We start from the raw sequence: 14,166 nt of genomic DNA, 5'->3' as shown, positions 1-14,166 counted from the left end.
TTTATTTTAAAGGAGTGTTTAGTGCCACATGACGTAGAGCTCATTATCCTGTTAGCTGTCGGTTTTGGCTTGGCCCTGGTTTTTGGCTATATCGCTGCACGTCTACGCCTTCCCCCACTGATTGGTTATCTGGTTGCCGGGATTCTGATTAGCCCGAACACCCCAGGCGTGGTTGGAGATGTGCATCTGGCGAACCAGCTGGCCGAACTTGGCGTCATGTTCCTGATGTTTGGTGTCGGGATGCACTTTTCTCTGAATGACCTGATGCAGGTCAGGCGTATTGCCTTGCCGGGTGCAGTCTTGCAGATTGCAGTCGCGACACTGCTCGGGGTCGGGGTCTCCATGCTCTGGGGCTGGAATTTTGGCTCTGCCCTGATCTTTGGCTTAAGCCTGTCCTGTGCCAGTACCGTCGTGCTTCTCAAAGCCCTAGGGGATCGTGGCCTGCTCGAATCCATTAACGGGAAAATTGCAGTCGGCTGGCTTCTGGTTGAAGATCTGGTCATGGTGCTGGCACTGGTATTATTACCCGCAACTGCAGTACTTCTCGGTGGTCAGGCACTGGAAGGTAGTAGTAGCGATCAGAATGTCTGGATCACCTTAGGCATTACCTTGCTCAAAGTAGCCGGCTTTATTGCTTTCATGCTGATTATTGGTAAACGTTTAGTGCCAATGATCATGCAGGTGGTGGCACGTTTAGGCTCACGTGAGCTATTTACCTTAACCGTCGTAGCTGCAGCCGTATCGATTGCCTTTGGGGCTTATAAGGTCTTTGGCGTATCCATGGCACTCGGTGCGTTCTTTGCCGGGATGGTAGTGAAAGAGTCTGACTTCAGCCACCGTGCCGAAGAAGAAACCTTACCGCTGCGTGAAATCTTCTCGATTCTGTTCTTTGTGTCCGTCGGTATGCTGTTTGATCCGCGTATCCTGATGGATCAGCCACTTCATGTGTTGGCGGTGCTCGGTATTATCATGATTGGTAAAACCATCGCAGCGATGGCACTGGTGCTGTTCTTCCGCTACCCAATCAATACGGCACTCACCGTCGGTGCATCTCTGGCACAAATCGGTGAATTCTCTTTTATTCTGGCCGCACTTGGTGTATCGCTAAATCTATTGTCACTCGATGGACAAAACCTGATTCTGGCGGGTGCCCTGATTTCGATTACCCTGAACTCGTTTATTTTCTCAGCAGTAGAACCGGTACAAAAATGGATCCGCGAACGTTCGTCTCTGGCGCGCTTATTGGAGCGTAGTGGTGATCCGCTTGCCATGCTACCGGATGAGGTCTCGCAGGACTATCTGCGTGATCAGGTGGTGATTGTGGGGCATGGTGAAGTCGGTCGTCGAATTACCTTATCTCTAATGGAGCAAGATATTAAGGTAGTCATTGCCGAAGAAAACCGTGAGATCGTAGAGAACTTGCGTAAAAAAGGCATTGCGGCAGTTTCTGGTGTCGCAACTGAACCCGGTGTGTTGATTCAGGCTCACATTCAGCATGCACGTCTATTGGTGATCTCACCGATGGATATTATTGATATCCATAAAATCGTGGATATTGCCAAGACCCTAAACCCTGCTATTCAGATCCTGCTATGTGCGGAAAGCAAGGAAGAAGCTGAAGTGATTCGCCGTGACAATATTGGCGAGGTGTACTATGCCAAAGAGGAAATGGCGAGAAATATGAGCAATCATATTTTGAACCAGATCGAGATTGCGCATAACCATCCGCCTACGCATTATTCAGGCTGATTTCTTAAAGAAGTTGTCAGAATTGGCAACTTCTTTTTTTTGATTGAACTGGAATTTATCAGATCGCTGAACCATAAAATTTCAAATTGCGTCTCTAATCTAACCGACTTAATTTTTCTCTTATTCTCTATTTTTTTCATTTGATAAAAACAAAAAAAGCACACTTCAAGTGTGCTTTTCTGCTCGCCAGGGTAGGCAATTCAGCTCATATATTTTGGCTCTTCATCCACAACTTCAGCTTGCCATTCATTGACCTGCTGTTCCAGCAAACCATATAAAGCGGCCTGAATCATGTGTTGTGCAATCACAGGCGTTTGATCACCCAACAGGGCTTTGACCTCGTCATTAAACTGAATCATGACTAATGGCTGTTTTTTTGAGCCCGCATTTCGTAATGCCAACGCGCCACCTTCAAGTTGAACGAGTTCCAAAATCGCGTCTTGATTACCAAATAAATCTTTCAACTGTTCTATAGACATATATCCTCCATGTTCAACATGGTGGCAAAGAGCGATTGCACTTTGCATCATTAGAGTAATTGATATAGGGTTAATAATCGCAATTTCAAGTACAGCTGATCAGATTAAAATTCAACCATCTCATTACGAAAACCATCAATAAGCTGCGTCAGGTCACGATGCCATTCTCGTAATATAGCAGTATCAGGTAACCAGGCTTGTGGTGTCTGTGTGACTTTAATGATGAGATTTGAAGAAGTTTCGTCTTCGGGTTGTGGCGAACTTGGCTCTGGCGCATATTGGCAGAGACGGTAAGCACGTTTCAGTTCAGCAAGAAAACCATCTTTGGATAAATGCTGTAATACGGTCACTTCAGGTGATACCTGCCCCTTAGCCGCCATAAGCTCTTCAATCGATTTCAGCGTCGGGCTCAAGTCATTCAGACGGTAATAGCGTACCAGTTCCTGCAAAAAGGCCAGCAGCGCCCCATGCAGATGGAATACGGCAGCTTCACGATGAGCTTGTGCCTGCTGCACATGATCAGTCTGTTCAGCCTGCTGACAGGCCATACGGGCGAAATAAAGTTTTTGATTGGTACGGTCCGCATGATAGCGAGCAACTCGTGTCATCGAGATTTCCTAAGCATTAAAACAAATTTTGGCTCTTATAAAGTAAAACGTCCGCTCGCATTACGCAATGCAAGATTGTCTACGCTGTCGATCTATTCTGCATGATCTTGATACTTCAGACTGCTGATATTGACTCTTCAGTAAAAATCCAAGCCTTTTTAAAGGCAAAAAAAAGAGCATCACACATGCTCTTTTTTATCAGGTGTTATTAAGCCTGTGGCTTTTCTTCAGCTTGCTTCACACGAATCCCCTGACCATGCAGGCGCAGTGTATTTAAACCTTTAATTGCTTTAACGGCTTCACGGCCATGTGGCATTTCTACGAAAGCAAAACCTTTAGACTTGCCTGTTTCTGCATCCATGACTAGCGCACAAGATTCAACAGTACCGTATTGCTGAAACAGGGTCAGCAATTCAGCTTCTGTTACAGTGCGTGCCAAGTTACGAACTAAAATTTTCATCGGATAACCTTAAGAAGATAGGCAAAAATAATCAAAAAGCACGTGCCTACTCTACTTTTTGCGTCAAACCCAGAAGGGATAGTTTAATCGAGATCAATCCCAAAATCTAAATTAATCGACTGGCGCTCAATTAAAGCACTTTTCACAGTCTGTTGACGGGTTTTGTAATGAGTTTCTGTGACACATAAATTGCGGGTCAAATCATTGAGAAAATAGCTTTCAATTTTACGCCCCTGCTCATCTACCGTTTCACGCGCCCAGTGATTCAGGTTTTGCTTGGTCAGAATCAGTTCATTCTGTGCACGAGTCAGCGCCACATACAATACACGCCGCTCTTCCTCGACATCATCAAAATCCCCTTGCGCCCGTGCATGCGGATATTGTCCCGGCGTAACATTAGCCACATAACAGACTTTCTGTTCCGTACCCTTGGCCGAGTGAATGGTAATGAGGGTCACCACATCCGTATCCGACTGGCGTTCAATTTCGGAAATAGAGACCGGATCGAGCACATACTCTTCCAGAAACTCACTCACTTGAGCATGCTTGGAAGCCAGCTGTTTTACCAATTCAAAATCTCCCTGACGGCGATTCCAGTCTTTTTTATAGTTCTCGGCCAGTTGTGCTTCAATGGCTTGGACTGCCAGACCAACACAGGCCTGTACTTCGGTTTTGAGTACCGCCATTTGCTTCATAATCAGAATGGTTTCCAGTGGAATCTTGCCAAATTTTTTTAGCTTGTCGGCAATGATATCCATCTCTGGCTCAGCTAAAAGCTGCTGAGACAGCTTACTCGCCCCGACATCACCCACACCATTCCATAAGGTCAAAAAGCGCATCCAGGCAATATCATCCAGAGGATTCGCCACCACACGCAACAGGCTGAGCAGATCTTTCACATGCGCAGTTTCTAACAGTTTCATCCCGCCGATGAATCGATACGGAACATTGGCCGCGATACAAGCTGCTTCAATATGTCGCGCTGCATAACTGGAACGTACCAGCACCATATGATCGGACCATTTGCTGCCTTGCAGATAATGGCGCTCTTTAATATCAATCGCGATCCATTTCGCTTCATCAAACTCGTTCGGGAAAATGTGCATCTTTGGCTTGATGCCTTCACCACGATGCGCATCCAGCCGCTTGTCATATTTAATTTCGGACTGATCCAGCAGCCAGTTAGACAGATCAAGGATTTCCTGAGTTGAACGATAATTTTTTTCTAGTTTAAAAATCTGGGCATCCGGTACACGTTCTTTGAAATGATGAATATTTTCAAAATCGGCACCACGGAAACCATAAATTGACTGGGCATCATCGCCAACACAGAACAGGCTAATATGTTCTTTGAGAGGTTCGAGTAATGCCCATTGCAATGGATTAGTATCCTGCATTTCATCCACCAGCATATGCCGACAAATTAAGGACACATATTCCACTAGCCCTTCAGACTGTGCCAAAGCAGTCGCCACCACAGCGAGGATATCATCATAATCCAGAAAGCTACGCGCACGCTTACGCGCTTCATATTCCTTCATAATGTCGGCAATCTGGTCTTTGAGTGCCAGATATTCTGGCATCTGCTTTTCCAAAGCCAGACTCAGTTTCTGCCGGGTATTCCGCGCAAAGGAATATAAATCACAGAGTTCCTGTGGCTTCGGCAAGTAATTTGGATTTTTCTTGTCATCACGCCCGCGAATCAGGCGGAACATCATCAGCTGATCATCACGGTCAATAATTGAAAACTGTTCCAGTCCAAAAGCCTTTGGAATCCGGCGCAGCAGATACATACAGAAGGTATGAAACGTTGATGCACGTAAGCCTTTGGCCTGTTCACCGAGTGCCAGTTCCACCCGTGCCACGATTTCACTCGCCGCACGACGTGTAAAGGTCAGAATCTGAATTTGATTCGCTGGTACGCCTTGATCAATCAGATAAGCTGCACGTGCCACGATAGTTTTGGTCTTGCCACAGCCTGCCCCAGCCAAAACCAAACTGTGCTTTGCTTCTGTTGTCGCAGCTTGCTTTTGTTGCGGATTTAATTCATCTATCAGGGAGGCTAAACTCATGGTCACTCATCAATTTGTGGATAGGTGTAGTTTAACAGATCACTCTTATTATAGCTTTGAGCTGCTCTGAAACAGAGCGAACTTTTATTCTTAATGAGCTATAGGGTTGACGGCATGGATGCCTTCCGCTGGATTGAGGTATAGGGATATACCCTAAATCCAGCAAAGGATTTTTGTTACCTTACAAACTCAAAATATATTTTGAGGCTTCTCATCCCTGAAAAGTAAAATCTGCTTACGCGTTTATATTTGTCTTTTTATAAAGCTTTTGCGGCAATGACCATCTTACTCAAACACCCTGTTCCTTAATATTTTGAACAGTTTGAACAACCGCTTTTTCCAGATTGATTTCTGCATTCTTTAAGGCTTCTTCCAATAAAAAATCTGGTGGATTAATCCCCACAATCTGACTAAAACCAACCTGATACAGTGACTCAATCCCCTCACCGACCAAACCTGCAAACGCAATTACCGGTTTATTTAATTGCTGGGCGACCTGAGCCACACCAAATGGTGTTTTTCCTAAAGCAGTCTGATGATCAATCTTGCCCTCGCCAGTGAAAACATAATCTACATTCGCAATTTTTTGTGCCAGTTTATTCTGTTCCATAATTAACGCTACACCGGATTGCAGCTTTGCTCCTGCAAACGCCATCAGCCCAAAACCTAACCCACCGGCTGCCCCTGCGCCGGGAAGGTTTTTAGAAGAAATATCTAAGCTTGTTTCAACCAGATCAGCAAAATGACTCAGGTTCCGATCCAGTTGTTGCACCATTTCCGATGTTGCACCTTTCTGCGGCCCAAAGATCGCTGAAGCACCATTCGACCCACAGAGCGGATTATTCACATCTGAAGCGATCAAGATTTCCGTATTGTTTAAACGAGCATCGAGTTGGGAAAAATCAATTTGATCAATCTGATCCAGATTACCACCGCAGACCTGAATTGATTCTCCTGCAGTATTTAAGAATCGGACTCCCAAAGCCTGAGCCATACCGGCACCACCGTCATTGGTAACACTACCACCGAGCCCAATAATGATTTTCTTTACGCCAAGATCTAGCGCCTGTTTGATCATTTCCCCTGTGCCATAAGTCGAGGTCAACATGGGATTACGCCGAGTAGCTTCGAGCAGATGAATGCCATTGGCCTTGGCCATTTCAATCACTACGGTCTGACCTGCATTAACCAATCCAAAATAAGTTCCGATCGACTGACTGGCTAATGGCCCTGTAACTCGGCACGTTACTCGTTCACCCTTTAGACTTGAGATTAATGCATCTACAGTTCCCTCACCACCATCTGCCATGGGTACAGTAATACAATTTGCGTCAGGAAAGACCTGCAAAATACCACGCTGCATCGCCTGACAGGCCTGCTCGGCAGTCATACTTTCCTTAAAAGAATCTGGCGCTAGAACAAAGGTTTTCATGAATATGATCGGCCGCGTGATAGGTTTTATACTAATTTGAAGTGCATACCCATCTTACAGGCAAAGCTGAACATGCCAATAAAAAAGAGCGCTGATTCACACTCTTTTTTATACTGATCTTACTTAAAGATCTGCGGAGCTTTTTGGCACACGATGTTTGATATAGGAAGCCAAAGTCAAATAGTTAATCCCTTGGAACAAAAGATCGATTGCCAGAAAAGCGCCCAGAACCCAGAACGGTGCATTCGGTGACAATAGAATCAGGATACCTGTAGCTAAAGTTAAAATCCCGGAAAATAAAGTCCAGCCCCAGCCACGGAATGCTTTAAAGATAAAAGCATTGAAGATGCGAATTATTCCCGCCGCAAGCAAAGCAATCGCAAGTAGATTGGTCAGTACAATCGCAGTTTTCGCTGGCGTGCTAAAAGCATAATAGCCCGCAATAAAATAGATAATACCAAATAGCAGCCAGAGCCAGCGAAATGCCCCATCGAAGATTTTAATCCCGGCGATCAGATGAACCACCCCACCTATCATCATCAGGACCCCAAACAAGAATACGATGGATAAGGTGGCAAAAGGCAGCGACGCTAACAGTACGATTCCAAATAACACTAATAAGGCACCCAGGCCTAAATACCATTTACGGTTTTCATGCAATTGATGCCGAACAAGATCATTTCCAACAGTCTTCATATTCTTCTCAAGTCATTGGCTATGACTTTGATTATACTCTTAAATCATGGAGAAATTTGTTAGAAATTCACTGAGTTTATCTATAGAAATAGTAAGTTATGCCGGTTTATTTAGCACTTTGTTAATTATTTTTTCCAGCCAAGTTCAATCGCCGTGATTTCATTAATCAGGGTCTGATTTAAAGATTCTGGCATTTTACTGGTACTTTGCGATACCGGAATGTGCCCTGCCATCAGCTCAGCTTTGGTTTGGGGAAATAAAGGCTGCTGATTGGGATTGGCATAACCCACTGGGTATATCGGCTGGCCTGTGGCGAGATCATATTTATCTGAAGCGCCAAAGGCATGCAGTAATTCATGCACTAGGACAATCTTATTCTGGTCAGACTGTCTGCTTGAAGCAAATAGATTGACTGAACCGATTCGGCCTTTTTGCAGAGCCGTTGAATGTTTTAATTGCTGGGTGTGTGCAGGATCATAATAATTTAAAAAGAGAGTAACATTCGATGAAGGATCTGAACCTTGCTGCTGTTGCCAGGCATAGAAACGGAATTTTAGACTCCATAAAATGGTGCCAAGTAAGGAGGCCTGCTCCGGCACTTTAGGCGGCAATTCTTTGAGTTCACGTCCCAGATTAAAATAAAAATAAGTAGGCTGTCCACGGTACTGCTGGGCCGCTTTTTCCAGATATTCTTGTGTCCCTTTTAAATCCTGAGCAGACAATTGCTGGATATATTGCTGTGTGGTCGCCAATCCATCTGCATTGATCGGATGCAACAGAACAAAGACTGGTTTGTTCCAGTCCTGATTCTGATCCCGATAAGCGTTAATTGCCACCACAAATAAAATCATCAATAAAATCAGGATTCGGATTTTTTTCCACATATAAGCATGCCAATAGAGAGTTTATTTAAATGTTATTTTTGTTTCGTTTTTTGATCTTCAGAGCGTAGATATAAAACACAGCTCAAAGTAACCAGCAACATAATAATCACCAAAATAATCATCATTCCCCGATCCATAGGAATACCCATTTCATTAATCTTTCCAAGCATGAAATACAGGATAGATCCTAATCCGATACTTAAGAACAGGAATTTATCTAGCCAAGTCATGGATGATTCCTATTTTAATCTTTTATTATTTAACGCCTAGAATATCCTAGAACTGTGTTGATCAAAAATACTTAGTCATAAAAAAATGCCGACTTTCGTCAGCATTTTCTTGATGTCTTATAGCTTAGGCTTCAACCCATTTGCCATCCTGATAGACCAGTGACCATTTGGTTTGTTTGCCTTCAGGGGTTTCTGAACCAATGTATTGAGACTGGTTCTTACGGCTGAATTTCACCAAGGTTGGATTTCCTTCAGGATCCACATCTGGCGCCTGCAAAATAAACTGATATTTTGGATCTAGCTGATCCGCTACAGTACGCAGTTCTGCGACCTTCGGTGCGCGAGTTTCACGGACTTTCGGGAACTTGCTCGCGGCCAGGAACAGACCGGCTGCGCCATCACGCAGAACAAAGAAATCGTCATGCTTGGTTGAACGCAAATGTTCCATCTTGATCGGATCAACACGCGGAGGCGCAGGCTGACCATTCTTCAGGACTTTACGGGTGTTTTCACAACTGGTGCAGGCAAAATATGGACCAAAACGGCCAGTTTTCAGCTGCATTTCACCATCACATTTATCACATGGAATGGTTGGGCCATCATAACCCTTAATCTTGAATTCGCCTTCTTCCAGCTCATAACCTGTACAGTCCGGGTTATTACCACAGATATGCAGTTTACGGCCGCCATCAATCACATAGCTGTCCATTGCAGTGCCACAGACTGGACAACGTTTTTTCGACATCAGGTCAGCAGTTTCTGCTGCATCATCATCAGACAGTGCTGCCAGAGATTCAACCGGAGTCAGGTTCAATGTACCTTTACAACGTTCTTTCGGTGGCAAGTTATAACCCGAACAGCCCAGGAATACACCCGTTGTTCCGGTACGGATCTGCATCGGACGGTCACATTCTTTACAGTGTACAGCTTCAACTTCTACAGGCTGATTGCGGCGCATGCCGTTTTCACCCTGAGCATTGGTCAGACGTTTTTTGAAGTCACCATAGAAGCTATCTAACAGATCTTTCCAGTTACGCTCACCATCTGCCACTTTATCCAGCTGACCTTCAAGGTCTGCAGTAAAGTCATAATTCATCAGGTTGTTGAAACTTTCGTCCAGACGGTCGGTGACGATCTCACCCATCTTCTCAGCAAAGAGACGACGGTTCTCTAGTTTTACGTAACCACGATCCTGAATGGTCGAGATAATGGCAGCATAAGTCGAAGGACGACCAATACCTTTTTTCTCAAGCTCTTTTACCAATGATGCTTCAGTAAAACGTGCCGGTGGTTTGGTAAAATGTTGAGATGGATCTAGTTTTTCCAGCTTCAGCACTTCACCAACTTTCACAGCAGGCAACAGTACATCATCATCAGATTTGTTCTGGCCACGAACTTTGGTGAAACCATCAAATACCAGAGTACGACCTTTGGCTTTCAGTTCAACACCATTCGCATCCACTAAAATAGTCGATGATAAATATTCTGCTGGTGTCATCTGACAAGCTACAAATTGACGCCAGATCAGGTCATACAGACGCTGTGCATCACGTTCCACTCCAGCCAGACTATCGCCTTTCAATGCCACATTGGATGGACGAATGGCCTCATGGGCTTCCTGCGCACCAGCTTTATTACCATAACGGTTCGGCTTGGCTGGCAGATATTTCTCGCCATATTCAGACTCGATATGACCACGCACCATATTGACTGCATCATCACTCAGGAAGGTGGAGTCAGTACGCATATAGGTAATGAAACCAGCTTCATATAGGCGCTGTGCCAGCATCATGGTTTTCTTTACCGAGAAACCTAGACGGGTACTTGCGGCCTGTTGCAAGGTAGACGTGATATACGGCGCACTTGGATTCACCTTGGTCGGCTTATCTTCACGGCTAATAACTTTATATTCAGCGTCTTTAATCAGATTCAGTAAAGCATCTGTTTCAGCTTTATTATGCAGCTTTAAAGTCTTGCCATTTTGCTTGACCGCTTCCAGACGAATATCATCTTTCTTGGATTTGGTATCTGCAAAAACCTGCCAGTATTCTTCAGGAATGAACTTACGAATTTCACGTTCGCGTTCCACGACCAGCTTTACAGCGACAGACTGTACACGCCCCGCAGACAGACCACGGGCAATTTTTTCCCATAGCAGTGGCGAAATCATGAAGCCGACGACACGATCCAGGAAACGGCGTGCCTGCTGGGCATTGACCTTATTGGTATCTAGACGTGAGGGCTGTTTAAACGCTTCCTGAATGGCATTTTTGGTAATTTCGTTAAAGACCACACGTTGATAGCGTGAATCATCGCCGCCGATCACTTCTTTTAAATGCCAGGCAATCGCTTCCCCTTCACGGTCCAAATCCGTTGCGAGATACACTTCATCGACTTGCGATGCCAGTTTTTTCAGTTCAGCGACTACGCCTTCCTTGCCCGGAAGGACTTCATATTTGGCTTTCCAGTCATGTTCTGGATCGACACCCATCCGGTTAATCAACGCCTGCTGTGATTTTTCCGCTTTTTCTGCTTCAGTCAGCTTGGTTCGGGTCACCGGTTTTTTCTCTGCAGTTTTCGCAGAGCCGCCCGTTGGCAAGTCACGCACATGACCCACCGAGGATTTCACGATGTAGTTTGAACCGAGATACTTGTTGATTGTTTTCGCTTTTGCAGGCGACTCCACAATCACCAAGGCACGTTTACTTCCAGCGTCGGAAGACTTCGCCGTGCTGCTTTTTGATGTGGACCGAGGAGCGTTCGCCATATTAACCGTTTAATCCTGTTTATTTCTAAAATTAAAGTTCAGCCAAAGAATGTAATAGTGCCTTGATGTCATCAAGTTGTGTGGCTCTAAGATCAGATTCTTCATCCCAATAGAGTCCTACACAGTTTGCCTGCATATCAATAGCATAAATGCCCTTTAATGCAATGGGAAAATCTTTAAATTTGTCATCCCCATACACCAGTTCAAGTTTGTTATCAACCACGCGAGCACGCATCAGCGGTAAACGGGCATCTGGAAGCAGCACACTATAATAGGCCACCATACTGGCACGACTTTCAGTCGCCTTGGGAATGTTGGTCCAGTCCGGTGCAACCACCAGACGTGGATGTAAGCCCATCTTGCGGGCTTTATCACGCATAAGTCCTAATGCCTTTTCTCTAGGACTCACACGCAGACCAAAAATAGACCCCAGTACGAAAACGATGATGACAACTGCCACCCAGATTCCGGTATTTTCCATAGTTCAACCTTTATGTTCTTATATTAGATTTGCATAAGCCCGCTATAAAAGGCAAGCACCGCTGGATAAATTTAATTTCCCAGCAGCTGCGGACTATAAATAATTTCCCGTTTATTTAACTGTATTAGCTGATGTTTGATGAGTAAATCGAGTGATTCTCGTACCTCTTCCTTAGGCACGCATCGCTCTAGTAACGCCTCGAAACTGGCAATAAATTTAGGCCGACGTTCTGCAAAAACATTGAGATAAGGCATCAGGCGCAGACGTAAATGACTTAATTTTCTTTCAGTCACTTCATCTTGAGTTTCGACGGTTTCGACGGTTTCGACGGTAGCTAAATGCTGTTTATAAAATTTTTCAATTGCTGCAGTCTGATATTGAAGCTTACCAGACTGATTTTTAATAATTTTTATTCTAATTAATTCATCTACTAAAAGCTGAGCATATTTTTCTTCCACTTTTAAATTGGCTTTAAGCGAGTTGATTAAAGTTTCTACTTTTGCAGGCTTAGAAAAGTTACTTCTCACTAAATTGGAGCAGTATTGAAAAATCAGCTTTTGAATGTCTATTTCTGCTTTTATTTGCTGAGCAATATTTGGATTGACTAATGGTTTAGCTGAAATAACTTTAGCCTGAAATTTGGCAATTTTAAGTAAGTCCGCCACATATTCCATAGAAAAGTCATTCGACATAATCTCGAAGCAAACTTCAGAGCTTTTATATTGGGTAGAAAGCTGTCCAGCAATAAAACATAGGCCAAAATCAGCAGCGTCTTTACCTATTTTAGGCATCTTCAGGACTTTTAGTTTTCCTGCACTGATTGCAGGTGCAAGCCTGACGACACCATCCAGACTAAACCCCATGGGCGTTTTGGCATAGACCAGATAAACATATTGATATTGGGCAAGATATTGAAGGAGCTCTGTTTCAGTTTTAGGTAAGTTTTCAATATCCAATAACAGTATTTTTTTCATATGCCCTCATGAGATTATTCTAATTTAGAAACATCTCATGACTATATAACACTTCGTGACCATTCCAATAAATATATCCTTTTTCAATCAACTCTTTAAGTAAAAGACGGACATCGGATTTTGGAAATAACTGCTCGAGCAAATCACGTAATTCATAAATATCTTTAGGCTTATTTCCCTGTAATTCGCGCAGCTTGCGTGCAACTTCGAGCTGTACCGGATCAATTTTATTAAAGTTTTTGAACAGGCCTTGCTGGGCAGACTGGATTAGAGATTGAGCAGGTTCAACAACAGGCTCTTCAGGATTAAGCTTCGAGATCACCTGATTCAAAGCTGGTTTTTCAATGGGTACATGTTCATTGAGATCCAGCTGCACCCACTGTTTCAGCACTTTTTTACGGAAACTGATTTGCTCGTCATAACGTTTGACTATTTTCAGATTAATCAGCATGCCAACTACATGCTGGGCTTTGCCTGGTAAAACTTGCAGAATATTGGTGACAGAATTTTTTAAGGTTTCGAGCGTGGTCGGTTTACCACTCATCTTGCCGAGCGCATCACAATATTTTTTCACCAGCTGCAAAGCCGGTTTAGCTTTAATGGCTTCAATACTTGGCAACTGGATTTTGGGTTTATCTTGAGTCTCTGTTGATGCATCCTCTGGTAGCACCTGAATCAGGCTGCAATCAATATCTGAAGCCTGTAGCATCTGCATTAGCATTTCACTGCTATCCATCGCGGAGATCAGCTCGACATGAGTATCTGCTTCCAGCAAAGCCATCAGCTGGCCCACAATCACGGCATATTCATATTCCTTATGCTCTGCTTCCAGGACGTCCAGAATGATAATTTGTCCGCTGCTGATCCAGCTCGCCAACTCAGTCAGTTCTTCTAGAGCAAACTCGAATTTTCCGGCACAGTTAAACAGATACAAGGTCGGATAATGTTCAACAATGTCACGTAACAGTTTGGCTGTAGGAAAGTTATTTTCGAGATCAAGAAGGACAACTTTTTGGCGCATAAGGCAAGATTAAAAACTGAGCTAGAAAAATACTATTAGAGTAGGAAGTGTGTGAAAGGTCAAATAGTTTCCTCCTTCCATGACGATATTTAGATTTTAAAGATCATCTTGGACGGAATAAAAGTAGCGACTTGGTTTAGGTTTATCGAGCTTCACCTACTTAAAAGAAAACCCTCACGACTGGAGTAATGCCAGTCAGTTAAGCAAATTTTAGTAAAATGTAGTAAAAATGAGTGTATGTAAATACGCTCATTTTTTTATGTCTTTATCTGAACATTTAGAATCCACTCTTGAACATTCTCTCCCATCACTC

Annotated in this window: 13 protein-coding genes; 1 reads left to right on the top strand and 12 read right to left on the bottom strand. The window is 44.0% G+C overall.

Annotation, left to right across the window (positions count from 1 at the left end):
- Nucleotides 1–21: 21 nt before the first annotated feature.
- Complete coding sequence (locus FTU01_RS02885) at nucleotides 22–1,749, top strand: cation:proton antiporter (RefSeq protein ID WP_159123619.1); 1,728 nt, start codon at nucleotides 22–24, stop codon at nucleotides 1,747–1,749.
- 200 nt (nucleotides 1,750–1,949) lie between these two features.
- Here the strand turns inward: FTU01_RS02885 and FTU01_RS02880 are convergent, their stop codons facing one another.
- From FTU01_RS02880 to FTU01_RS02825, 12 genes are all read right to left on the bottom strand, one after another.
- A complete protein-coding gene (locus tag FTU01_RS02880) occupies nucleotides 1,950–2,228 on the bottom strand; it encodes a hypothetical protein (protein WP_004781893.1) in 279 nt (92 codons plus the stop codon).
- A 104-nt stretch (nucleotides 2,229–2,332) separates the two neighbouring features.
- Nucleotides 2,333–2,836, bottom strand: a complete 504-nt coding sequence (locus tag FTU01_RS02875) for a DUF6586 family protein (RefSeq protein ID WP_159123620.1) — start codon at nucleotides 2,834–2,836, stop codon at nucleotides 2,333–2,335.
- Between the two features lie 208 nt (nucleotides 2,837–3,044).
- Nucleotides 3,045–3,296 (bottom strand): RNA-binding protein, encoded by a 252-nt coding sequence (locus FTU01_RS02870; protein WP_005232301.1) that lies wholly within the window; start codon nucleotides 3,294–3,296, stop codon nucleotides 3,045–3,047.
- A gap of 83 nt (nucleotides 3,297–3,379) precedes the next feature.
- Nucleotides 3,380–5,368, bottom strand: a complete 1,989-nt coding sequence (locus FTU01_RS02865; protein ID WP_180138088.1) for an ATP-dependent helicase — start codon at nucleotides 5,366–5,368, stop codon at nucleotides 3,380–3,382.
- 289 nt (nucleotides 5,369–5,657) lie between these two features.
- Nucleotides 5,658–6,800, bottom strand: coding sequence for a glycerate kinase (locus FTU01_RS02860; protein WP_180032015.1), 1,143 nt, complete (start codon nucleotides 6,798–6,800; stop codon nucleotides 5,658–5,660).
- Nucleotides 6,801–6,923: 123 nt separating this feature from the next.
- Nucleotides 6,924–7,496 carry an HdeD family acid-resistance protein gene (locus FTU01_RS02855; RefSeq protein ID WP_166136256.1) on the bottom strand — a complete coding sequence of 191 codons (573 nt, stop codon included), beginning with the start codon at nucleotides 7,494–7,496 and terminating at the stop codon, nucleotides 6,924–6,926.
- Nucleotides 7,497–7,621: 125 nt separating this feature from the next.
- Nucleotides 7,622–8,380, bottom strand: coding sequence for a hypothetical protein (locus FTU01_RS02850; RefSeq protein WP_180138086.1), 759 nt, complete (start codon nucleotides 8,378–8,380; stop codon nucleotides 7,622–7,624).
- 32 nt (nucleotides 8,381–8,412) lie between these two features.
- Nucleotides 8,413–8,610, bottom strand: coding sequence for a hypothetical protein (locus tag FTU01_RS02845; RefSeq protein WP_180138084.1), 198 nt, complete (start codon nucleotides 8,608–8,610; stop codon nucleotides 8,413–8,415).
- 124 nt (nucleotides 8,611–8,734) lie between these two features.
- Nucleotides 8,735–11,377, bottom strand: a complete 2,643-nt coding sequence (gene topA, locus FTU01_RS02840; protein WP_005232311.1) for a type I DNA topoisomerase — start codon at nucleotides 11,375–11,377, stop codon at nucleotides 8,735–8,737.
- Nucleotides 11,378–11,408: 31 nt separating this feature from the next.
- Entirely contained in the window at nucleotides 11,409–11,858 is a 450-nt protein-coding gene (locus tag FTU01_RS02835) for an ammonium transporter (protein WP_179993121.1), read from the bottom strand.
- A gap of 71 nt (nucleotides 11,859–11,929) precedes the next feature.
- On the bottom strand, nucleotides 11,930–12,832 hold the full coding sequence (locus FTU01_RS02830; RefSeq protein ID WP_180138082.1) for a PIN domain-containing protein: 903 nt from the start codon (nucleotides 12,830–12,832) through the stop codon (nucleotides 11,930–11,932).
- Nucleotides 12,833–12,851: 19 nt separating this feature from the next.
- Nucleotides 12,852–13,853, bottom strand: coding sequence for a hypothetical protein (locus tag FTU01_RS02825; protein ID WP_180138080.1), 1,002 nt, complete (start codon nucleotides 13,851–13,853; stop codon nucleotides 12,852–12,854).
- Nucleotides 13,854–14,166 lie beyond the last annotated feature (313 nt).

Source organism: Acinetobacter sp. YH12043, from assembly GCF_013419915.1.
Classification (GTDB): Bacteria; Pseudomonadota; Gammaproteobacteria; order Pseudomonadales; family Moraxellaceae; genus Acinetobacter.
The sequence above is the reverse complement of the archived record's forward strand: the minus strand, read 5'-3'. Positions and strand labels throughout refer to the sequence as shown.

Excerpts from the sequence above, each read along its gene's own strand:
- FTU01_RS02880 (WP_004781893.1), bottom strand. The coding sequence starts at position 2,228 with ATGTCTATAGAACAGTTGAAAGATTTATTTGGTAATCAAGACGCGATT.
- FTU01_RS02875 (WP_159123620.1), bottom strand. The coding sequence starts at position 2,836 with ATGACACGAGTTGCTCGCTATCATGCGGACCGTACCAATCAAAAACTT.
- FTU01_RS02870 (WP_005232301.1), bottom strand. The coding sequence starts at position 3,296 with ATGAAAATTTTAGTTCGTAACTTGGCACGCACTGTAACAGAAGCTGAA.
- FTU01_RS02865 (WP_180138088.1), bottom strand. The coding sequence starts at position 5,368 with ATGAGTTTAGCCTCCCTGATAGATGAATTAAATCCGCAACAAAAGCAA.
- FTU01_RS02860 (WP_180032015.1), bottom strand. The coding sequence starts at position 6,800 with ATGAAAACCTTTGTTCTAGCGCCAGATTCTTTTAAGGAAAGTATGACT.
- FTU01_RS02855 (WP_166136256.1), bottom strand. The coding sequence starts at position 7,496 with ATGAAGACTGTTGGAAATGATCTTGTTCGGCATCAATTGCATGAAAAC.
- FTU01_RS02850 (WP_180138086.1), bottom strand. The coding sequence starts at position 8,380 with ATGTGGAAAAAAATCCGAATCCTGATTTTATTGATGATTTTATTTGTG.
- FTU01_RS02845 (WP_180138084.1), bottom strand. The coding sequence starts at position 8,610 with ATGACTTGGCTAGATAAATTCCTGTTCTTAAGTATCGGATTAGGATCT.
- topA (WP_005232311.1), bottom strand. The coding sequence starts at position 11,377 with ATGGCGAACGCTCCTCGGTCCACATCAAAAAGCAGCACGGCGAAGTCT.
- FTU01_RS02835 (WP_179993121.1), bottom strand. The coding sequence starts at position 11,858 with ATGGAAAATACCGGAATCTGGGTGGCAGTTGTCATCATCGTTTTCGTA.
- FTU01_RS02830 (WP_180138082.1), bottom strand. The coding sequence starts at position 12,832 with ATGAAAAAAATACTGTTATTGGATATTGAAAACTTACCTAAAACTGAA.
- FTU01_RS02825 (WP_180138080.1), bottom strand. The coding sequence starts at position 13,853 with ATGCGCCAAAAAGTTGTCCTTCTTGATCTCGAAAATAACTTTCCTACA.